We start from the raw sequence: 21,305 nt of genomic DNA on the forward strand, positions 1-21,305 counted from the left end.
GGCCTAAGCGCTTGGTCAAATGGAGATACAGGCATTCATTATACAATGATCTATTCAGCTATATTTTTCATCCCTTCCTTTATTATTGGTCATATTCATCCCGATAATAGCGGAGCAAAAGCTGGGAGAATCATATCAGGTTTCCTATCAGTTCTTATTGTTTCAGTACTAATATCGATTATTATCGATTTTGTGTAGATCTGTTGCAGAAAAAGGGCAAACCAAAGGGTATGAGCCCAATACCAAACTCATACCCCACCCAAACCTTTAAAATAAACCTGTTTACCTTTTTGTGTTCTTTAACTTGCCATGGTGTTCAAATCACTCAACATAACCATTTACGAAAAATCCAATCAATTCGAGCTCATCTTCCGTTAAATCCCGGTTTAACTCTTTAGCCAATTCCTGCTCCATTAAAGCTCGATTTCCCCGATGTTTGACCACGGTTCTGGCACATTCTTTCATTAGCTTAAGCTCCGCCTCCATTTCCAGTCTCGTGCAAGGCTGCTCATGATGGGAGAGTATATATGTATCGGCATCATAGGCTTCAATTTTCTTAACGAGCAGCGATGCCTGTTCAGCCGTAAAATTCCATTTTTCAGCATAAAGATTGGCATAAAGGCAGTCTCCCAGAAATAATGTTTTTTCTTCTGGAACATAAATGATGCAGGAATCTTTGGCGTGGTCGCCGCCGACATGTTCAATTACACAGGTTACATTGCCTAGATCGATTGTCATCGTTTTTTCAAAGATGATATCGGGCAGGGGCAGGGAAATCTCTCTATTCGTCCCATGTTCCAATTTGATTGCATCGGCGCAAAAGGGAATCTCTGTCCCTTCTTCGACCCGTTGATCAAGTGCCTGATCTTCCCATGAAAGCTGCTGCATATCTTTAATGTTGTTGTATGTTTTTTCCTGACAAATTACCGGAATCCCGATATGCTCCAGTCCGAAAACATGGTCCCAGTGGGAATGGGTAAGAACAAGGAAATTCCCGCTTATATCATTCCGAAGCAATTCGTCCTTAAAGAGCTGTGCATGCTGGACGGAATTCCCGGCATCGATGATGAGCGTTTTCTTGTTTCCCGTAACGGCGGCAAGAACCGGCCGATCGGTTACCTGAACTGGCGGCAGATAGACGATATGTTTCGATAGATGCTGTAATGTTTGCATGTTTCTGTTCTCCTTCGGATATTGGATGATATCCCCCATATATTGATTGGCTTTTTTCAAGTATAGCAAATTAAACATTTGTTAATTAGCTAATGATCCATTTAAAACGAATACGACTAATAAAAGACAACAATCACTGGGATTGCTGTCTTTTCGTCATCATTCAAATGAACCTATTCAAATATACCGTAACTTTCGAGAGGGCATTTAAAAAGGTGGCTTTAAAAAAAGACTCTTCCTTTTTCTGATCTTCAGGTGGTTCTATATATTTATTATTGTCCGCAACGAGTGTACTATTTGAGATTTTCGACTCGATGGCTCCTGTCAATTGCGCTGCAAATTTTTCACTATCGATGACCACCATCGATTCTGTATTTAAAAAGGCAGATCGAGAATCCAAATTGTAGGAACCCACTGCACTTAATCGTTGATCATAGACAACCGATTTACCATGCAAAGAATAAGGCTTTGCATATTCATAAAGCCTTGCGCCCGTCTCAACGATACTATCCCTAAGCGCCAAGTAACCTGAAAAAGCGATCACATTCGGGGTTGATGCCACCGAGTTGGTAAGTATCGTCCAATTAGCCTTTGAATCCATCTGCTTCGGTACATATTCCTTCAAGGCATCCGCAGGAACAATATAGGGACTTTGGATGAGTACCGATTGATTGGCATTCGCCGCAATGTCCACTAGAGATCTCCAAACAATTGGGTGTTTATTGAAACGCTCGATGGGATTATGTATGAAGGACACTTTTTTAGTAGGTGTTGTAGCCTTGCTCCAATCGACGGCAGGATTAACGAAATCTACATTAGTTTTCAAAGCTTTACTGTATTGATTCGCTAATGCATCTCTTTCACGTTTTCCTTTCTCCGTTTGCCTTTTCGAGAGGTCCGAAAAAACATCGCTCGTATATGGATGGGTCCATAATTCATGCAAATAGTCCTTCATTTCAACGATTACACTATCTTTCTCCTCTTTAGCATTGAAAATGAGTACATCCCTGTCATAGACAAAATTCCTCGGCGGCTTGCTAGCTAAATACTTATCGGCAATATTTCTCCCTCCGATGATGCCTAACTTTCCATCTACAGTGAGGATCTTATCATGAAGGCGATTATGCCAGGTCCACGGCTTAAATGGCTTAAAGGTTTCGTAATATCTTAATTCAATGTTTTCATGAGAGGCCAATGCATAACGGGCACTGCTTAATTGACCTCTGAGTCCATGGGATATTCCATCCAGAAGGATTCGGACTTTGACACCTCGGTCAGCCGCTTCGATCAAGGCTCCAAGAAAAAGTTCGGTTGATTTGCCTTTTCCAAAAGCATAGTAGGCAATATCGATTGAATTCTGGGCTTTCTGGATCATTCGCATTCGGGCGAGTCCCGACTCATAACCGTCTTCGAGAAGAAGGACACGATCTACGGTGGCTTCCTTCTCTCCCATATATGCACTTACTTGATTAATCGGCCTATCTTCTTCTTTTTCTTCTTTGGGGAAAAGAACCACTGCCGTCACCACTACATAAAGCAAATACATTAGAAGAACGAGCAGCACTCCTTTAATTGCCGTTTTTACAGTCATTGAGCACTCCCCCCCTTTTAGTGATATTTTAATACTATTCGTAATATGCAAAGACTCTATTCAACATCTTCAAGCAGAAATAAAAACGCCTCTGATCAGTTAGTCAGCGGCGCCTATCTAGGTCATTCTTGGGTAGAAATTGGTGCATTTATTTTCCTTTTAAATGTGACAAAGTGGTGAACATGAAAGCAGTTGCATAATATGATATAGAAGGAGGGATTTCATGCTTAAACAACCTGATAGAATAAGTATTTTCAATTATTGTTTTGCCTTAGGTGTGTCAGAGGTATTCTTTTTATCCAGCTTTTATCTTTCCATTCTAGACGTTTCATTATTTGCCGTCGCTTTACCATTTTCCGCATTATTTCTAATGTTCTCCTTGTACCTATTCCTTCGAACGCATAAAGCAGCAATGACGTTACCCAATCAAGCGGAACGAAGAAGGGAAATTCATGCGTTCTATCATCAGTCTTTCGGGATTTTCACAATCATATTTTCCGTCTTATTTTTTACAGCTTTAGCCTATATTCCCTTGCTGGAAAACGGGGGGCACTTCTATCTTCTTTATTGTTTACCGATGGCCTTGCTTTGTTTGATTCCTTCGATTGTATCTTATAAAGGAAGGAAATTATTCAAACTGGAAATGATTTAGTGGAACTCCTTTGGAATCCGAAAGCTTCATTATTTAAGAAGCTAATCGAGAAATGGATTTTAGTCTCTTTCCATGTTTATTAGTTGAATGTATAGGTAAAATGAGGATATAATAAAGATAACTAACATATATAAAAAAAGACACTGGTTAGATCAGCGTCTTAATGAACAGCAAACTGCATAAAGAGCAGCGGCTTTCTGTGGTAAGTCAGTAGCTACTCAATCATGAAAGTAACCCTTTTCCTACATACATCTGGCCGGATGGTATGGAGGGGGTTACTTTTTTAATGTAACCGCGATTACTGCGACGATTAAAGAGGCAAATGAAATCATAAGCATCAGTCCGTCCATAATAGAAATCACCAGCGACACCCCCTTTCATTAAAGGAGTGACCGCTGCCCACTATACCAAATTGCTGTCCACTTTCTATTATATCTGTATTTACTTGTTATTTATAGAAAAATATAGATATATTCATTCCCCTTATAAAATCCATGCTTATACATAAAAAAATCCCACTTATAGTGAGACCATTGTATATCCCATTATTGTTCCACTACACGGCCATCTTTGTAAATGTGGAACCACCCAATCGTTCCTGACCCGCCTTGATCCATCCAATCTTTATTAGCTGCTTTATAATTGTAATATGATTTTCTTTTGCCGTCTTTCAGCAATCTGCCATCACCGCTGAAAACGATATTGTTACCCAGCTTCTTTTTACCTAACGCAATCGCGTCTTTCTCCGTGAACTGTTTTCTTTCTACCTTATTTTCATCTAAGGCAGCCCATGTCAATGGTCCAACGATACCATCTGAACCCAGGTTATGATCCACTTGAAACTCTCTTACGACATTTTGTGTTTGGGTGCCGAAAATCCCATCAACGCCTACATTATATTTAACATCTTTAAGGCTTTGCTGTAAGTCTCTTACATAACTAGAACGCGAGCCTTTCCGGAGGGTCGGGCGCGTTTCCGCCTTCGTTTCGATTTTCTGGGTTTGACTGCCCTTAGATGCTGCTTGGGTAATTGAAGTTCCCATTCCTAAAGGGGCTAACATCAGGGCAACGGTTGGAATGATGACCAATACTTTCTTCTTCAACACAAATAACCTCCATTCATATAATCACTCCTGCAGGTTTCTGACTTACTTTCCTTGGAGCCCATTCATTATAACGTATGGAGTTATTTATTTGGTGTTTTATTACTTAAATTATAAAAAATGGTAAATAGTATCTACGGGGTGCATTTCCAAAGCTAATATGATAGAGACCTCGTTTCTTGAATAAAAAAATAATCCCCTTAAGGGGATTATTTCAGACTGTAGACAAACTCGATGAAAATCGAGTTTGTCTATTTTTTATGAGTTGTACAATTTGGCCGTTGATTTTCCACTCCAGGCACTCGCTTTCCGCGGGCGGTCGGGGAGCCTCCTCGGCTTTCGCCTGCGGGGTCTCCCCTAGACGCGCTTTTCCCGCAGGAGTCTCGTACCTTCCGTTCCAATCAACTTTGTCTTACCTTTTAGATAAACACTTTTGCCTGGAGTCATTTTTGTTTTAAAATAGAAGTATTAAAACTTGAGGTGATGAGGATGCTTTCTAAACATGATTCTATTCAGCGAGATCAACTTGAAATGATTACGTTAGATCAACTGGTGCCACTGAACCATTTGGTTCGTAAAATGGAGGCTGCCATTGACTTCACTTTCATTTATGACTTGGTGAAAGAGATGTATTCAGAGGTAGGACGCCCAAGTATTGATCCAGTTATTTTAGTTAAACTGACATTCATTCAATATACCTTCGGTATTCGTTCCATGCGTAAAACGATTGAAGAAGTTGAAACCAATATGGCTTACCGTTGGTTCTTAGGCTATGGTTTCCATGATAAAGTACCTCATTTCTCTACGTTCGGGAAAAATTATGAGCGACGCTTTAAAGATACAGACCTGTTTGAACAGATTTTCTATCGCATTTTAATGACAGCTGCTAATAAAAAGTTAATAAGTGCTGAACACGTTTTCGTGGATTCCACACATGTGAAAGCCAGTGCGAATAAAAGGAAATTTGAAAAGAAAATCGTTCGTAAAGAAACACGAGCGTATCAAGGGCGTCTTCAAGAAGAAATCAATCAAGATCGTGAAAAACATGGAAAGAAGCCTTTTCCATCAGATAAATTTGATAAAGAAGAGACCAAAGAGATTAAAGAAAGTACAACGGATTCTGAGAGTGGCTACTATGTGAAAGATGAACGAACAAAACAGTTTGCCTATTCATTCCATGCGGCCGCAGACCGCAACGGTTTTGTATTGGGAACGATTGTAACACCTGGAAATATACATGACAGTCAGATCTTAGAGCCACTAGTTGAACAAGTGATTGAGAAAGTTGGAAAACCGGAAGCCGTTGCCGCAGATGCAGCTTATAAAACACCAGCGATTACAAGCTACCTATTTAACAAAGAAATCATACCGGCTTTACCTTATACACGTCCTCGCACCAAAGAAGGATTTTTCCGCAAACAGGACTATGTATACGATGAACATTTTGATTGTTACCTTTGTCCTTCGGGAGAGCTATTAAAGTACTCAACAACCAATAAAGAGGGCTATCGCGAGTATAAATCACCCAAACACACTTGTGCGACATGCTCATTTTTATCTCAGTGTACAGAAAGCAAAGACCATCAAAAAGTGGTGACACGGCATATTTGGCAAACACATGTGGAAGAAGCAGATCATCTGCGTCATCATCAAGATGTAAAAACTATATATGCGAAACGTAAAGAAACGATTGAGCGTGTATTCGCAGATGCAAAAGAAAAGCATGGTATGCGTTGGACAACTTTAAGGGGACTTAAAAAATTGTCGATGCAGGCGATGCTTACTTTCGCTGCCATTAATTTAAAGAAGATGGCCAATTGGACATGGCGAGGTCCAAAAATGGCCTAACATAGTGGGCTCGTAGAGCCCCAATCTCCTAACTTCAGGCAAAAATTCAAAGGGAATCTCAAAAAGGGGTTCGGAATTTTTTAATTCCGAACCCCTTTTGTCTACAAACTGAAATAATCCCCTTAAGGGGATTATTTTATTGATAATCTGACGGTTGTTGATTCTGCCCTTGCATCCCAGTTCCCATTCCCATCAAGTTAGTAGCAAGCGGCACCATATTTTTCATTTTCCCGCCATTTCCACTCAACATTTGATAAGTGGCAATACCTACTCCGACCGAAGCGACAACTGGTAAAATTTTATCCATGTTTGCCTTCATTTTCATCACCTTATTTTATATATTATTGTTCATTTCCTGAACTCTTATATCTTGTTCAAAAGAACCCCAAAAATTCAAGATGTTTATTAACGTAACAATTAGTAATAAAAACATGTTTTTAAGGGAAAATTCTTTCAGGAGGGATATTATGCAAGTACCCTTCGAATGGAAATTTATTTTTATGCTGAAATCCAAACGCTTATCAAAAAGTTGTTTATTAAATAGTATAGCCATTCAATGATTGAAAAATGATTTAAGATTATTGAGGTGAATATTCATGCCAATGTTAGATGTGGATGGTACTAGCTTGTATTATTCTGTTAAGGGAAAAGGGGTTCCTATTGTTTTTATTCATCCTCCAGTACTGACTAGTGTGAATTTCCAATACCAAATGGAGGAATTATCCCAAGAATTCAAAGTTATAACTTTTGATATTAGGGGTCACGGAAGAAGTCAGTATTCAAGACTGCCAGTAACTTATCCCCTGATTATCGAAGATATCAAACTACTGTTTGATCATTTGAAAATTAAAAAAGCAATCATATGCGGATATTCAACCGGCAGCTCTATCGTATTGGAATTTTTGCTAAGTTGTGCCGATAGGGCTCTAGGAGGCATTGTAATAGGTGGAATGTCTGAAGTGAGGGATAAATATTTAAAGCAAAAGATCACTTTAGGAATATCACTTGCAAATAAAGACGCAGTTCCAATTCTTGCGCTATCCATTTCATGGAGTAATTCAGATACCGAAAATTTGTTCAACAAAATGTTTAATGAAGCCCTAAAAGGAGATGCCAGAAATATCGAGCAGTATTACTATTATAGTTTGCATTATAACTGTACCCATCAGCTAGAGAAAATCACCCTGCCAATTTTACTGATCTATGGTAAAAAAGATAAACCACTTTATCATTATGCTAATTTATTGCATGAAAAATTGCCATGTACGGAATTAAAATTTATTGATCATGTAAAGCATCAGATCCCTACAAAAGCGGCTAATGATTTAAATGAAAGTATTAAGCATTTTATCCATACAACTGTTTGATTCTTTCTATTTATAAACGAATAAACCAATCCATCAAGTACTATGTAGAAAATTTCATTCTTTTACTATTGTACATATCCTAAATTTATGGAGTGAAAAAATTGGGAAGAGATAAAAGTACACTGATTCATTTAATATTACTATTGCTAGTAACGGCAGTTTTTATTTGGTCAGTTATTAAGCCTGAAGGATACTTGATATGGACAATGGAAGTACTTCCTGCCGTTGTGTTTCTGATTTATGTAATGGCTACATATAATAAATTCCGCCTTACTACATTATCCTATTTCGTTATTGCCGTTCTTTCAATTACCATGTTCATCGGTGCCCATTATACGTACACAAAAGTTCCTCTATTTAATTGGATAAAAGATCATTACGATCTAAACCGGAACCACTATGATCGGTTTGGACATTTCCTAAAAGGTTTATTTGCGATTGTAATTAGAGAAATAGTAATACGTAAAACCCCTCTAACAAAAGGACCCTGGTTATTTGCTGTCACATTAAGTTTTGCGCTTGCCATTGGAGCCTTATATGAAATCATCGAATGGATAGCTGCCATCATTTCAAAAGGCGGAAAGGCTTCAAAGGAATTTTTAGGAACACAGGGTGATATTTGGGACGCACAATGGGATATGTCGTTAACCTTAATCGGCTCTATCCTTGTATTGTTAACCTTATCCAAACTTCATGACAAGCTGTTACGAATAGTGAAAAATCGAGAAGAAAACAAAAAGAAAGGCTCTGAAAAACGATAAATTTAAAAAATAATGACCTATATAGATCACTATTTTTTAATTAGAATTTGATTGTTAATATGATGTTCCATATGTTCTAGATAATCATTTATTAGCCACTCTAATGATTTTTGTTGATTATTTCCGATATCACAAAGATTAGATAATCTATCATTTGGTGTATTCGTTATTATATGTACGATTTGCTTATTTAAAGTACAAAAAAGGTTAACTATCTCATCCATTGGTCGCTCTTGATAATTCTGGACTAATACCCATTGGTCTTGATTATATGATTGTATAACATATGGCTGTTCTTCGTACTGAATCTTGATAAACCTATTCATATTGTTCAATGCAGAATCGCATAGATGTCCTAAAATCTCTTTTTTGGACCATTTGTGTGGCATTGGTCGATGATTTAATTCTTTTTCTGTCATCCGGTTGAACTCTTCTGGTATAAAACCTATCCAATTATTGATTCCATCTATTACATTTTTCAAGTTGCACTCCCCCTAAGTTTTACCTAAAGGATTTTTATTCGGCAACCAACCAGAAAATACCTTCTTCTTCAATCAACAGCATTTAATAACTGACCCAAAAGAAAAAACCGAAATCAAAAATGGATTTCGGTTCAGACTGCAGACAAACCCGAAAAAAAGCGAGTTTCCCTGCAATTTAAAAAACGTTCCAGCTGTTTTCAGAAATCCGCTCCCTCGCCGCAAGCGTCTGTGGGGTCTCGGCTAGCCAGTTTTTCGGTAGGAGTGTCGCAAATTTCTTCAATACCTGGAGGCAACATTCAAATTTTAACCAGTCATGATTGTACTTGCTTACTTTCCTTTTTTTCATTAATAGCTTTTTGATCGATTTTTGTATAGATGCGTTCCACTTCTATTTTGTCATGCAACAGAAGTTCGCGGTTTTCTTTTAGCAGTTCAGTATAAGATTTCTTTCTCCTAGACACTTTTTAATTCACCTCTCAAGTGATTGAATTCCTTCTGTAAAACTACTAACGGAAGCTCGTATAGTTGTTTATTATATTTTTTAAAAATCCCGAATTTCAGAAGTTCTTGGATAAGTTCCTCTTTTTTTGCTTCTCCCTTTGCACTTAATTGGGTAATCATCAAGGGCCCTCCTTAACAAAAATGCTGATTTTTGGTATTTTGGGTTGCCTAGCATCCGATCCCACATGAAGAATCTCCACTTCTTCCTCTTGCTTCCCCATATAAGGGCATGCTCTGCAAAGTCTTCACATTTCCTTAATCGGTCGTATGTACTGCTTTCATGGTGTATTTTCAATACTCGATCATGTACATTAAATCCAAATCGCTTCATTTTATCGGAAAGGATATCTATCGCGGCGCACGGTTTCGAATGGGTCAAGTCGCCGGCACCAAAGAATGCGACTTTAACTCCAGCAAAGTCCACTTGGTCAATTTCTTCATAAAATTCGTTTGCTTCATACGGTAAATCTTCAAGATTCCATGTATATAAACCAATAAAGGCCAAATCAAAATCCTTTAAGGCATCAACTTCAACAGTATCCAATCTTTCCATATATACTTCACAGCCGACAGCCTTCATTCTATTCTTTATGTTCATAGCCATTTTCTCGGTATTACCGGATAAACTGACATAACCAATGAATACCTTCATCTATATCACTCTCCTAATTGAGAATTAATTTCATTACACATCTCACTATAAATGAAAATGATTCTCATTGTCAATTATTTACCTCCTTAAATATTATTAAACAGTCCGTCTTCACCTTAAATATAGTATAAATATCCCTAAATAATTATTTTCCATAATAAAATCATATATTTATGGATTTATTAAAAAAACAAGAAAGATAGATATGAAATTGGAAGGTGTTTTTTTGTTTTGTTATATCTATCTATATAGTTAAATTATTACATATCGTATCAAGTTATTATGATGAGAAAAGTGCTTTATTTATTTTTATTTTCAGTATTTTTGATCGCTAGTTTTCCTAATCAAACAAAAGCAGAAGATACAGAACCATCTAAAGAATTAACAGAAGTAATAACACAAGAGGCAGAGCCAACAGTAGACTAGAATTCACTACCAAATCTTGCAAACACTGATTATTCACCAGATGGCCTTTCTAATGGAAATGAATCAGTTATCACTCCATACGGACTTTCTTTCGCACGCGGAACGGTTGGCTGTTATGTCATAAGTAAAACTGCATATTGCCCTTGGACAATACATGTTGGTGGAGATGTAATCTCTTATAGCAATGTAAAAGTTACAATACAAAAACATCACGGATTTCTTAATGGCGGTTGGAAAAATTATAAAACTCACAACTTTAGCTATCCTATAAACCGACCAACTTCCACAATTAGAAATGAATCATCTGATCGATTGTCTGCTGGAAAATATCGTGCAAAACTAGGTGGAACGTTCAGGACAGTAAAAAATGGTACTTATTCAGCCATTGCAAATGGTTATAGTTATTTTGAGGTTAAATAAAAAACATACTAGGTGGGCTGCTAATGGAATGGTTGAAACCTTTTGAAGCTTCTAATCAATTCGAAGACAATACAGACAGTTTTTCAGATTTCAAGATCAGGGAATTTATCCCCAATTCAAATGTCCAAAAAAAATATTCACTATTAACTCAATTCTTTTTACTGTTGGGTTATCAAGATGAAAATAGTGTTACTTCGTTATTTGTCGATAATAGAATTGATAATCAAGTAATCGAAGAAATTATTATGCATTTTGACAGCACGAAGATTGTATTAGAAAACGAATTACCATCAGAAATAATGTTAAGTAAGCCGAATCAAGAATCTCTCTCCTTGATCAGGTCGAATCATTTAAATCCAATCATAAAAAATCTATATGGGACAATTAGCAAGACACAATATGAATGGAAACCTCAAAAATCATACAAGATAATATCTGAATTTATAGAGAAATACGAAGATATGGGGTTCGATAAGGTGTTAGATTGTTTAAAAAATACATCAAAGGGGCCAATAATCTCTCTCTCATTATACAATTGGACTTTAGAAGATTATTTAAAAGATACTTTTGCCATTAGATATTTCACGCATAAATGTAAGAATGTTTATTTATGGGTTGATGATTCTAATATTGTTACTACAATTCAACTAGAATTGCATTAAAATACCCCTTTTATATTAAACAGTAAAAGGAACGGTTTTATTGTTTGATAAAAGGGGGTTTTCTGTAATATTTAGGTACTCTAAAATTAATCAAGCCCTATTTTAAAGAGTTTCCTGAAATGACCTTACCGTTGTATATCCGCATTTCCCTGACAGTTAAAAGGCTTTTAGCAATTCCCCTTAACGTCGCATTGCAGGCCATCAAATTCATTCAGTTTATTCTTGGTTTCTTCCTTCTCAATGACTTGCGCTAACCTTTCTTTGCTAGCAAGTCCTTGGATGACTTCATCACCAATAATAAACGTCGGAACAGCCCTGATATCTGCTTCTTCATAAGCATGTTTGAGTGCTTGTTGGTGCACTTCCCGATACTTTCGTGACACTAACGCTTCTCTAAAAGCATCTACAGGAAGTTCAACTTCACCCGCTAATTTTGTCAATACTTCAATATCTTCAATATTTTGTTCCTCTTGAAAAAACGCTGTAAATACTCTGTTGTGGAACTCGTTCCCTTTTCCGTGCTCCTTTGCAAAATGGCACCCTTCGAACGCCAAATGTGTATATGGATGCGGAGAAACACGGGGTAAACGCATATCAACTCCCAGCTTTTTCGCAACAGGCAGAATGTAAGAATCCCATGAATTCAACTTATCCGGTTCTTTCCATGGATCAATTTTGGAATATGGACTAGGACGAAGTTCAAATGGCATCCATTCCACTTCCACATCTTTTTCCTTCACGATTTCGTCTAAAGGACCTTTGCCCAAAAAACAAAATGGACATATAAAATCAGAATACGCTTTAATTTTCACTGTCATATTATATTCCCTCACTTTTCATCATTAGCTCAACTTGTAACCAAAATAGTTACAACGTAGAACAAAAAAATATTAATATAAGAACATTGCATTTTGTAACTACACAGTCGATTGCTTCCTGCGTTTGTTTCATCACCTGCTGTAATCATTTTAGTTACAGGTTGACGATAAGTCAAGCATTATTTTAAAAAAGCTTTAAAACCTTCAGTTCGGGAAGTAAGAAAAAAAGTTTGTAAAGGAAGCGTCGCTTTCTCTACAAACTTTTCAGTTATTCTCCATTACATCTCGATTTGTTCGTTAACGGGTTCTCTCTTTTTCTTCCTCTGTTTTTTCGATTTTTTATAATACAGCAATTCGTATATACATGGAATCACGATAAGTGTGAGCAGTGTTGAAACAGCTAGCCCGCCAATGACCACGATCGCTAAACTTTGTGAAACCAGGCTTCCTGTTTCCGCCTTTTTATATAAAAGCGGCAGCATGGCACAAATGGTTGCTACAGCCGTCATTATGATCGGACGGAATCTTGTAGCTGTCGCTTCAATGATCGCATCACGGATAATCATTTTTTCTTCGTTTTGTTTGACTCGATCCAGAAGCACAATTGCGTTTGTCACCACAATTCCTATCAGCATGAGAGCACCCAACAGTGCTGTAATATCCACTGGAATTCGACTGATAACCAATCCTAATACCGCTCCAATCGCAGCGAATGGCAAGGAAAATAGAATGGCGACCGGTGCTTTAATCGATTTGAAAGTTATAACCATGATTAGAAAGACAATGCCTATGGATATTAACATCGTAAGGAACAAATCAGTAAAATCATCTGTTTGCTGTGCACTGGCTCCTCCAACTAAAATTTCTACATCTTTCGGAATATCAAGGCCGCCTTTGTTCTCCTTATCTCCAAATATCTCAAGATTTATTTTGCTTGCAATATCGGAAAGTTTAGTCGGATCGACCGTTGCCGTTAATTGAAGATACGTTTCCCCATCTTTATGGAACTGCGTTGTTGCACTCTCTTCGCTCTTTAAAGAAGCAACCTTCGACACCGGAGCTAGACCGCCATCTGTCATAATGGGAATACTTTTTAAATCCTCTGGTTTTTTGGGATCTAAGATTGGTTCAAGGACGACAGGTGTCTGCTTATCCTCCAACGTTATATTGCCGATAGGGGTTTTATTAAGCATGATCCCTAATTGTTGACCTATTTGTTCTGTATTGCCTTTAGCTGGATCTACCCTGAATGAATAAATGGTTTTCTTTTCGTCCTGGTTCGTTGTAACATCTTCAATTCCTTTAATATCCTGAATTTTTTCTTTGACCTTATTGGCAGTCAGTTCCAAATCTTCAACATTACTGCCGATCACATCTATCGTAATGTTCGTCTTTGATGCCCCCATCATGAATGAAGAAGCGGTGGTCGTAAGCTTCGCATCAGGATAGTTTTCTTGTTCCTTTTCAATTTTTTTCAGGATTGCATCAATATTTGCTTTATCCTTCACCAAGAGGCCGAAAGTCGCTTCTGTAGGTGATGTGACCGCGCCATATTGTGCCGCCTCTGCAGAGTTTCCTAATTGCATGAACACATTATCCACTTCACTCATATCTTGCATCGTTTCTTCGAGTTCAATCGCTTTTTCTTTTACTTCATCAAATGGCTGATCATTTGGATAAGTTAATGTCACGGAGACATAGTCTGCAGACGAATTATCAATCGCCCCTTTTGGCATGGCAAAATATGTACCAACAGAACCGACAAACAATAGCAAAGCAACAATCAAGACAACCCATTTATGGTTTAATGACCATGTAACCAGCTTGGTGAAACGCTTGGCTGGTCGATGTTTTGGAAGCTTCGCTCTTTTCAGCAATCCCGCACTCATTAACGGAACAACCGTCAATGCGACAATCAAGGAAGCCAGCAAAGAATAAGTGACCGTTAAAGCGAAAGGCAGAAGAAACTCTTGGAGCCCTCCGTTCAATAAAGCTACCGGCAAGAAAACGGCTACAGTAGTAAGGGTTGAAGCTGTTATCGCCACTCCCACCTCTTTTACTGCATCCATCACCAATTCGATTGAAATCTTCTCTTGCTGCATTTTCCGGAAAATATTTTCAATAACAACAATACTATCGTCCACCAATCGCCCGATCGCTACAGCGACACCGCCTAGCGTCAAAATATTCAGCGTCACTCCCGACAATGACAGCAAAAATAACGTAAAGCCAAGAGATAACGGTATGGATACGATTGTAATGAATGTAGAACGTACATTTCGTAAAAAGACCATGATCACAATGGTGGCGAATAGCGCACCAAGCAGCACTTCTTTAACCATCGTCTGAACGGAAGTCTCCACCATATCTGCTGTAGATAAATAGATGGTCGATTTCTGGTCACCATACTTTTCATTAATTTCTTTTGATACTTTTTCAACCTCTTTACTGATTGTGACAGCATTTGATTGGCTGTCCTTGATAATGCTTAAATCAATGCTTTCCTTTCCGTTAAAACGACTGATGAGTTTACCATCCTTCGCTTCTTCAACTTTTGCTATCTCTCCAAGAGTTACATTTGGAGTGACTTTTAACGCTTTTAATTTTTCAATACTTGTTAAATCCCCAATAACCTTAATGTTACTTGCCTTCCCATCAATCACTTTTTCGCCTACGGCCAGAGCTGTATTCTGACCGTTAAGGACGCCCATGATATCTTGAATGGAGACTTTCTTTTTAGCCAATTCTTTATTGTCCACTTTGACTGAAAGTACAGATTGGGAAACTCCAAATGTCTGTACATCCGAAACCCCTTTAATATCTTTATATAGAGGCTCTAATTCCTTCTTGGTAAAGTCTATGTTTTCAGCTGTTAATCCTTCTTTGAAAGTAACAGCTATAAATGAAATCGGAATCATTGATGTATTTAGCTGTGTAACAGTAGGCTTTGCCATGCTTTGTGGCAATGCTACATTGCCTAAAGCCTCTTGAACATCTAGTTTCGCTTGTTTCATATCCGATCCGGCTTCAAAAAATAGATCTACTTTTGAAAATCCATCTCCAGTGGTGGAGTATACTGAACTCTTTCCTTTTACTCCCGTTACTGCTCTTTCAATCGGATCTGTAACTTGTGTTTCCATCGTTTTCGAATCAGTGCCCTGCCCAATTGTGATAATCGTAACTTGTGGATTATCAGCAGATGGTAAAAATTCCATTGGCAATTTAAAATAACTGACCACACCTATCAACAAAATAAAAATGGTTACCAATGAAACGGCAGCCTTGTTGTTAAACGACCACTTAGTAAAAAACTCCACGAACAAATCACCCCTGATTATAATTTAAAAGAAAATATTTCCATTTTAAATCTTACCATATTTTACTAATGCTGGAGTGTTAATTTTTTATTGATTTTTATATTTTTTTGCGTCTCTATAAATTAAGATAAACCAACTTGGTATGAAGAACTTTTTCCACATAAAAAAGGCTGCGCAGCAGCCTCATAGAAACAATCTTGATTATTTAAATCCTTTTAAAAAAAGCATAACGATAGCGAAAATCATTATCCCGATAAATAATAAAGGTCCGATGCCCGAGCTATACACGAAGTATACCGTGATGTGGCGAAAAACGAGCACGACAAGAAATAGGAATAACAGGAAACACAAAATGATGATTAGAGCGGTATTTTTATTCCGATACAACGTAACCAGCCCCATTTTAATAGCTTTATTTACATGAAGGAAAATTCACAGGAAATCCTGCCTCTTACATCAACATACCGTTATGAAACAATATGCCGCCCCCATTTTGTACTATTCTGTATATCGGGAATTATTAACCCTTCACATAGCGGAATAATAAAAAAAAGGTTGCCGCAGCAACCCATTTTTTCGAGAATCTTGTAAAAATTCAACCCTATAACTCTTGAAGTTCATTGACCGTTACAAACGTGTACCCTTCGTTCGTTAACTCTCGTAAAATCTCTTCAATCGCTTGAAGTTCTTTACCCGTATCATCATACATCGGATGCAACAGGATGATCGAACCTGGTTTTATATTTTCCTTCACATACTTCACTTTGTCAGAAGCGGAAGTGTAATAGCTATCCGGTTCCAGATTCCAGGTAATGGTGTCCCTATCATTTTCATTTAAGTAATAAGGCAAACCTAAGATCTTTTTCCCGTTTGGTGGGCGAACGTCGATTTCATCCTTATATCCTGAGTTTCGAATCAATTTATCCGTTTTCTCGATTTCCGCTTTTATAAAGGAAGGGGACTTAAAAACCATTCGCTTGTGGGCATACGTATGATTCCCAATCTGATGTCCGGCTTCCGCTATTTTCCCAGCTTCCTCTGGATAATTTTCGATTTCGTTACCAATCAGGAAGAATGTAGCTTTTGCATCGTATTTATCCAACAACGGAAGGATCTGATTTACATTCTTCGATGGGCCGTCATCAAAAGTCAAAGCGACCACTTTTTCATTCGTCTCGACCTTATCCGTTAATCCTCCGAATACCTGATAGGTTCTCGAATTCATCAATTTATACGTACCAAGAAATAGCAGGAAAACAACCAGGATACCCAATCCAATGAATGTCAGTTTCTTTTTCATGGCAAATACCTATCTTTCTATAAGTTTTTTAATCCAATGACCTATTATAGCAAATCACTGAACGAAAATACTTATTGTGCACTTACGAATGAACCCTCTACATTCACTTCACATGAATCAATTCAAAACGCTCACACACCAGCAGCATATCTTCTTTAAAGGTGTGGCCAATTTTGTCCAGTGCTTCCTTGAAAAAATTTTCATGGGCATCCCACCAGTATGTATAGGTTCCATCGCCTTCCCCTTCTGCCATCGCAAACTCTTCACTCACTTCATTCATGGGCGATATATCGACTTTCACTGTTTGTATGATGGCTAAGGGCACATCCCCACTGCTTAATATAATGCTATAATCACCCACGGATGGTAATGATTCATTTTCCTCTTCATAAAAAACATAACCAGAGCATGTAGCCGTTTTTTTCCCTTCGATCACTAATTGAGCCAAATAATCGGGATCAGCCCCGAATTGCCAGGCACTGACTGACTTGGGTTTTCCTTCGTCTTTCCCCTGCCAAAATTCATTCCAATATAATTCCGCTTTGACATTCATTCTATAAATCCCCCATTCTGCTTTAACATAAAGCATATTAAAACAATTCATTCTTAAAACTTCCGCCTAACTGTCATTCGCTTTTTTCACTTCTGTATTCATTTAACCGTACCCATTCACTTAAATACATACGATTCGTGATTTTTTTGGGATTTGCCAATTTACTAATAAGTTCCAAACTGTTGCCGTCTGGATCATTAAAGTGAATTTTAGCGTGGGCATCTTCCCCGTGAGGCATCACGAAAGGTTCAATTGGTTGAAATCCGAAAGCCTCTCTTGGCGAATAGCCCCTATCTTCAAGCCATGCGACTGATTTCTTTAAATCTTCCAATGATACTTGAAATGCTATATGCCTTAAAGAGGGATGATACTCAACCTCCACTTTTTCCGTTTCCCAAAGCCCCAACCAACTTTTATCCTTTTCAATCCATAGAAAAGCCAGGTTGTCTTCAACCTTATGATCCAACTGTAAACCAAGTCCCTCATAGAATTCGATGGACCGTTTCAAATCACGGACCGGTAAATGTGCTTCATATAAACCTCTTATCATTGAAAAACCACCCTTTTAGTCATATCCAATTTGGTCTACGGGGCAAATTCAATTTCACCCGTTAATAACAAAGTGATGACGATAACCCATAATATGAAGAAAGACGAAGAAAAAACCAAAGAAATAATAGGAATCACTTTTTTCTCCGTATTCTTCAAAATACCTATGATAGAAAGGACGATGCCGGTAATCGTAAGGAAAAATGTTATATAATATCCAGTCAGGCTCCCGATATTGGCAATTCCAATAGGTGTAACAAAAACAATAAAAAAGCAAATAATTCCGATGATGAATGAAATAAAACTAATTACACCGTACCTCTTCTGAATAAATGCTTCGTTTTCCATCGAGCACACCCTTTCATGATTGTCATATAGATCCTACACATCTATAAATATCTCACGAATAATTTTAACATATAATACCAGCGAATGTTTGTGCAAAGGTTGCCGCAGCAACCTTCCCCAATGACAGGACAAAAAACGTTGAATTAAAGCTTCATTTTCATAGGTTTGCAAATGAAATTAGTAAGTGAATTAGAACGATAAAAGCCTACATCCCAATTAAGGATGTAGGCTCAGACTGTAGACAAACTCGATGAAAATCGAGTTTGTCTATTTTTTATGAGTTGTACAATTTGGCCGTTGATTTTCCACTCCAGGCACTCGCTTTCCGCGGGCGGTCGGGGAGCCTCCTCGGCTTTCGCCTGCGGGGTCTCCCCTAGACGCGCTTTTCCCGCAGGAGTCTCGTACCTTCCGTTCCAATCAACTTTGTCTTACCTTTTAGATAAACACTTTTGCCTGGAGTCATTTTTGTTTTAAAATAGAAGTATTAAAACTTGAGGTGATGAGGATGCTTTCTAAACATGATTCTATTCAGCGAGATCAACTTGAAATGATTACGTTAGATCAACTGGTGCCACTGAACCATTTGGTTCGTAAAATGGAGGCTGCCATTGACTTCACTTTCATTTATGACTTGGTGAAAGAGATGTATTCAGAGGTAGGACGCCCAAGTATTGATCCAGTTATTTTAGTTAAACTGACATTCATTCAATATACCTTCGGTATTCGTTCCATGCGTAAAACGATTGAAGAAGTTGAAACCAATATGGCTTACCGTTGGTTCTTAGGCTATGGTTTCCATGATAAAGTACCTCATTTCTCTACGTTCGGGAAAAATTATGAGCGACGCTTTAAAGATACAGACCTGTTTGAACAGATTTTCTATCGCATTTTAATGACAGCTGCTAATAAAAAGTTAATAAGTGCTGAACACGTTTTCGTGGATTCCACACATGTGAAAGCCAGTGCGAATAAAAGGAAATTTGAAAAGAAAATCGTTCGTAAAGAAACACGAGCGTATCAAGGGCGTCTTCAAGAAGAAATCAATCAAGATCGTGAAAAACATGGAAAGAAGCCTTTTCCATCAGATAAATTTGATAAAGAAGAGACCAAAGAGATTAAAGAAAGTACAACGGATTCTGAGAGTGGCTACTATGTGAAAGATGAACGAACAAAACAGTTTGCCTATTCATTCCATGCGGCCGCAGACCGCAACGGTTTTGTATTGGGAACGATTGTAACACCTGGAAATATACATGACAGTCAGATCTTAGAGCCACTAGTTGAACAAGTGATTGAGAAAGTTGGAAAACCGGAAGCCGTTGCCGCAGATGCAGCTTATAAAACACCAGCGATTACAAGCTACCTATTTAACAAAGAAATCATACCGGCTTTACCTTATACACGTCCTCGCACCAAAGAAGGATTTTTCCGCAAACAGGACTATGTATACGATGAACATTTTGATTGTTACCTTTGTCCTTCGGGAGAGCTATTAAAGTACTCAACAACCAATAAAGAGGGCTATCGCGAGTATAAATCACCCAAACACACTTGTGCGACATGCTCATTTTTATCTCAGTGTACAGAAAGCAAAGACCATCAAAAAGTGGTGACACGGCATATTTGGCAAACACATGTGGAAGAAGCAGATCATCTGCGTCATCATCAAGATGTAAAAACTATATATGCGAAACGTAAAGAAACGATTGAGCGTGTATTCGCAGATGCAAAAGAAAAGCATGGTATGCGTTGGACAACTTTAAGGGGACTTAAAAAATTGTCGATGCAGGCGATGCTTACTTTCGCTGCCATTAATTTAAAGAAGATGGCCAATTGGACATGGCGAGGTCCAAAAATGGCCTAACATAGTGGGCTCGTAGAGCCCCAATCTCCTAACTTCAGGCAAAAATTCAAAGGGAATCTCAAAAAGGGGTTCGGAATTTTTTAATTCCGAACCCCTTTTGTCTACAAACTGAGCCTACATCCCAATTAAGGATGTAGGCTTTTATTGAATTAATATTATTGCATTACTTTAAATGTATAAGTTATTTTTTTACCACTCGTGTTTTCTAATTTAACACGGTATGTAGCACCTTTGGTAACACCTGTCCAGTTCATGTTTGTATAGCCATTTTTAGCAGGATATTTTGTTTTGTAATTCTTCCAGACACCATTAGTCTTTTTTTGAAGTCTAGCTGTGAATGTTCCAGATGCAGAGCTACTTGCATTTACAGTAGTCCAAATTTCGTCTGACACAGTAGTCGTCATAGTACGTTGGTAAACATAATTAGTGAATGAACCAGAATGATAATATGAAGTCCAAATACTTCCTGTAGTTGACCAATCTGCTGCCTCTGCTTTTTGAGTACCTCCGAAGCTTGAAAGACTTAAAACAAGTGCAAGTGCAAGTGAAGCTATGATGCTTTTTTTCATATGTATTTCCTACCTTTCTAATTTCATACATTAGTAATATTAACACAACTACTCAATAGTACAATTACATAAATTCATATTTTCTTCTTTTTATTATAGATAGTCATTCTCGTTATTGTGGGATATTTAACGCTGTATTCTAATTCCATAATTTCTTTCCATTCTTTGAGTATCTCTTCCTTATTACGGCCAAACCTAGAAAGTTTATGAATAACTAACTCATCATCAAAACGGATTATATTTTTCATTTTTTGATACTCTGTACGTTCAATATCTCTGCCAGATAGATCCTACACATCTATAAATATCTCACGAATAATTTTAACATATAATACCAGCGAATGTTTGT

At 37.7% G+C, this 21,305-nt stretch carries 22 protein-coding genes and 1 pseudogene; 7 read left to right on the forward strand and 16 right to left on the reverse strand.

Annotated features, from left to right (window positions below; translation table 11 throughout):
- Positions 1-321 precede the first annotated feature (321 nt).
- The gene (locus QUF78_RS21145) at positions 322-1,251 is read right to left on the reverse strand and encodes an MBL fold metallo-hydrolase (RefSeq protein WP_353957921.1); all 930 of its coding nucleotides are present in this window, start codon (positions 1,249-1,251) and stop codon (positions 322-324) included.
- An 85-nt stretch (positions 1,252-1,336) separates the two neighbouring features.
- Positions 1,337-2,764, reverse strand: a complete 1,428-nt coding sequence (locus QUF78_RS21150) for a phospholipase D-like domain-containing protein (protein WP_289326199.1) — start codon at positions 2,762-2,764, stop codon at positions 1,337-1,339.
- A gap of 223 nt (positions 2,765-2,987) precedes the next feature.
- Here QUF78_RS21150 and QUF78_RS21155 point away from each other — a divergent pair, with 223 nt between their 5' ends.
- The gene (locus tag QUF78_RS21155) at positions 2,988-3,416 is read left to right on the forward strand and encodes a hypothetical protein (protein ID WP_289315160.1); all 429 of its coding nucleotides are present in this window, start codon (positions 2,988-2,990) and stop codon (positions 3,414-3,416) included.
- Between the two features lie 545 nt (positions 3,417-3,961).
- On the opposite strand, the gene QUF78_RS21160 is transcribed toward QUF78_RS21155, so the two are convergent.
- On the reverse strand, positions 3,962-4,522 hold the full coding sequence (locus QUF78_RS21160; protein ID WP_289326200.1) for a peptidoglycan-binding domain-containing protein: 561 nt from the start codon (positions 4,520-4,522) through the stop codon (positions 3,962-3,964).
- Positions 4,523-5,008: 486 nt separating this feature from the next.
- Between QUF78_RS21160 and QUF78_RS21165 the strand changes: the two genes are divergently transcribed.
- Entirely contained in the window at positions 5,009-6,367 is a 1,359-nt protein-coding gene (locus QUF78_RS21165; RefSeq protein WP_289323635.1) for an IS1182 family transposase, read from the forward strand.
- Between the two features lie 136 nt (positions 6,368-6,503).
- Here QUF78_RS21165 and QUF78_RS21170 read toward each other — a convergent pair whose 3' ends face one another.
- Positions 6,504-6,686, reverse strand: coding sequence for a hypothetical protein (locus QUF78_RS21170; RefSeq protein ID WP_289326201.1), 183 nt, complete (start codon positions 6,684-6,686; stop codon positions 6,504-6,506).
- Positions 6,687-6,963: 277 nt separating this feature from the next.
- Between QUF78_RS21170 and QUF78_RS21175 the strand changes: the two genes are divergently transcribed.
- A complete protein-coding gene (locus QUF78_RS21175) occupies positions 6,964-7,734 on the forward strand; it encodes an alpha/beta fold hydrolase (RefSeq protein ID WP_289326202.1) in 771 nt (256 codons plus the stop codon).
- Positions 7,735-7,835: 101 nt separating this feature from the next.
- Complete coding sequence (locus QUF78_RS21180) at positions 7,836-8,495, forward strand: DUF2238 domain-containing protein (RefSeq protein WP_289326203.1); 660 nt, start codon at positions 7,836-7,838, stop codon at positions 8,493-8,495.
- 29 nt (positions 8,496-8,524) lie between these two features.
- Here the strand turns inward: QUF78_RS21180 and QUF78_RS21185 are convergent, their stop codons facing one another.
- From QUF78_RS21185 to QUF78_RS21200, 4 genes are all read right to left on the reverse strand, one after another.
- Entirely contained in the window at positions 8,525-8,977 is a 453-nt protein-coding gene (locus tag QUF78_RS21185) for a DinB family protein (RefSeq protein ID WP_289315155.1), read from the reverse strand.
- A gap of 311 nt (positions 8,978-9,288) precedes the next feature.
- Positions 9,289-9,438: an FbpB family small basic protein gene (locus QUF78_RS21190; protein ID WP_148357550.1), complete on the reverse strand. Its 150-nt coding sequence runs from the start codon at positions 9,436-9,438 to the stop codon at positions 9,289-9,291.
- The gene (locus tag QUF78_RS21195; protein ID WP_289326204.1) at positions 9,431-9,598 is read right to left on the reverse strand and encodes a Fur-regulated basic protein FbpA; all 168 of its coding nucleotides are present in this window, start codon (positions 9,596-9,598) and stop codon (positions 9,431-9,433) included. Before QUF78_RS21195 ends, QUF78_RS21190 begins: the two co-directional genes overlap by 8 nt.
- Entirely contained in the window at positions 9,519-10,130 is a 612-nt protein-coding gene (locus QUF78_RS21200; RefSeq protein ID WP_289326205.1) for a flavodoxin domain-containing protein, read from the reverse strand. Before QUF78_RS21200 ends, QUF78_RS21195 begins: the two co-directional genes overlap by 80 nt.
- Before the next feature lie 285 nt (positions 10,131-10,415).
- Between QUF78_RS21200 and QUF78_RS21205 the strand changes: the two genes are divergently transcribed.
- The gene (locus QUF78_RS21205) at positions 10,416-10,556 is read left to right on the forward strand and encodes a hypothetical protein (protein ID WP_289326206.1); all 141 of its coding nucleotides are present in this window, start codon (positions 10,416-10,418) and stop codon (positions 10,554-10,556) included.
- Positions 10,557-10,999: 443 nt separating this feature from the next.
- Positions 11,000-11,638, forward strand: coding sequence for a hypothetical protein (locus QUF78_RS21210; protein WP_289326207.1), 639 nt, complete (start codon positions 11,000-11,002; stop codon positions 11,636-11,638).
- 167 nt (positions 11,639-11,805) lie between these two features.
- Here QUF78_RS21210 and QUF78_RS21215 read toward each other — a convergent pair whose 3' ends face one another.
- The 6 genes from QUF78_RS21215 to QUF78_RS21240 all read right to left on the reverse strand — a co-directional run bounded on the left by QUF78_RS21215 (position 11,806) and on the right by QUF78_RS21240 (position 18,523).
- Complete coding sequence (locus QUF78_RS21215; RefSeq protein WP_289326208.1) at positions 11,806-12,456, reverse strand: DsbA family oxidoreductase; 651 nt, start codon at positions 12,454-12,456, stop codon at positions 11,806-11,808.
- A 278-nt stretch (positions 12,457-12,734) separates the two neighbouring features.
- Entirely contained in the window at positions 12,735-15,773 is a 3,039-nt protein-coding gene (locus tag QUF78_RS21220; protein WP_289326209.1) for an efflux RND transporter permease subunit, read from the reverse strand.
- Positions 15,774-16,374: 601 nt separating this feature from the next.
- Positions 16,375-17,073, reverse strand: a complete 699-nt coding sequence (locus QUF78_RS21225; protein ID WP_289326210.1) for a polysaccharide deacetylase family protein — start codon at positions 17,071-17,073, stop codon at positions 16,375-16,377.
- Between the two features lie 103 nt (positions 17,074-17,176).
- Entirely contained in the window at positions 17,177-17,626 is a 450-nt protein-coding gene (locus tag QUF78_RS21230) for an ASCH domain-containing protein (RefSeq protein ID WP_289326211.1), read from the reverse strand.
- Between the two features lie 73 nt (positions 17,627-17,699).
- The gene (locus QUF78_RS21235; protein WP_289326212.1) at positions 17,700-18,176 is read right to left on the reverse strand and encodes a VOC family protein; all 477 of its coding nucleotides are present in this window, start codon (positions 18,174-18,176) and stop codon (positions 17,700-17,702) included.
- Between the two features lie 35 nt (positions 18,177-18,211).
- Complete coding sequence (locus QUF78_RS21240) at positions 18,212-18,523, reverse strand: hypothetical protein (RefSeq protein WP_289315146.1); 312 nt, start codon at positions 18,521-18,523, stop codon at positions 18,212-18,214.
- 505 nt (positions 18,524-19,028) lie between these two features.
- Between QUF78_RS21240 and QUF78_RS21245 the strand changes: the two genes are divergently transcribed.
- Complete coding sequence (locus QUF78_RS21245; protein WP_289323635.1) at positions 19,029-20,387, forward strand: IS1182 family transposase; 1,359 nt, start codon at positions 19,029-19,031, stop codon at positions 20,385-20,387.
- Positions 20,388-20,542: 155 nt separating this feature from the next.
- On the opposite strand, the gene QUF78_RS21250 is transcribed toward QUF78_RS21245, so the two are convergent.
- Positions 20,543-20,956 carry a hypothetical protein gene (locus QUF78_RS21250; protein WP_289326213.1) on the reverse strand — a complete coding sequence of 138 codons (414 nt, stop codon included), beginning with the start codon at positions 20,954-20,956 and terminating at the stop codon, positions 20,543-20,545.
- Between the two features lie 74 nt (positions 20,957-21,030).
- A pseudogene (locus QUF78_RS21255) lies at positions 21,031-21,231 on the reverse strand (recombinase family protein); the annotation flags it as partial.
- Positions 21,232-21,305: the final 74 nt, after the last annotated feature.

This window comes from Peribacillus sp. ACCC06369 (genome assembly GCF_030348945.1).
Classification (GTDB): domain Bacteria; phylum Bacillota; class Bacilli; order Bacillales; family DSM-1321; genus Peribacillus.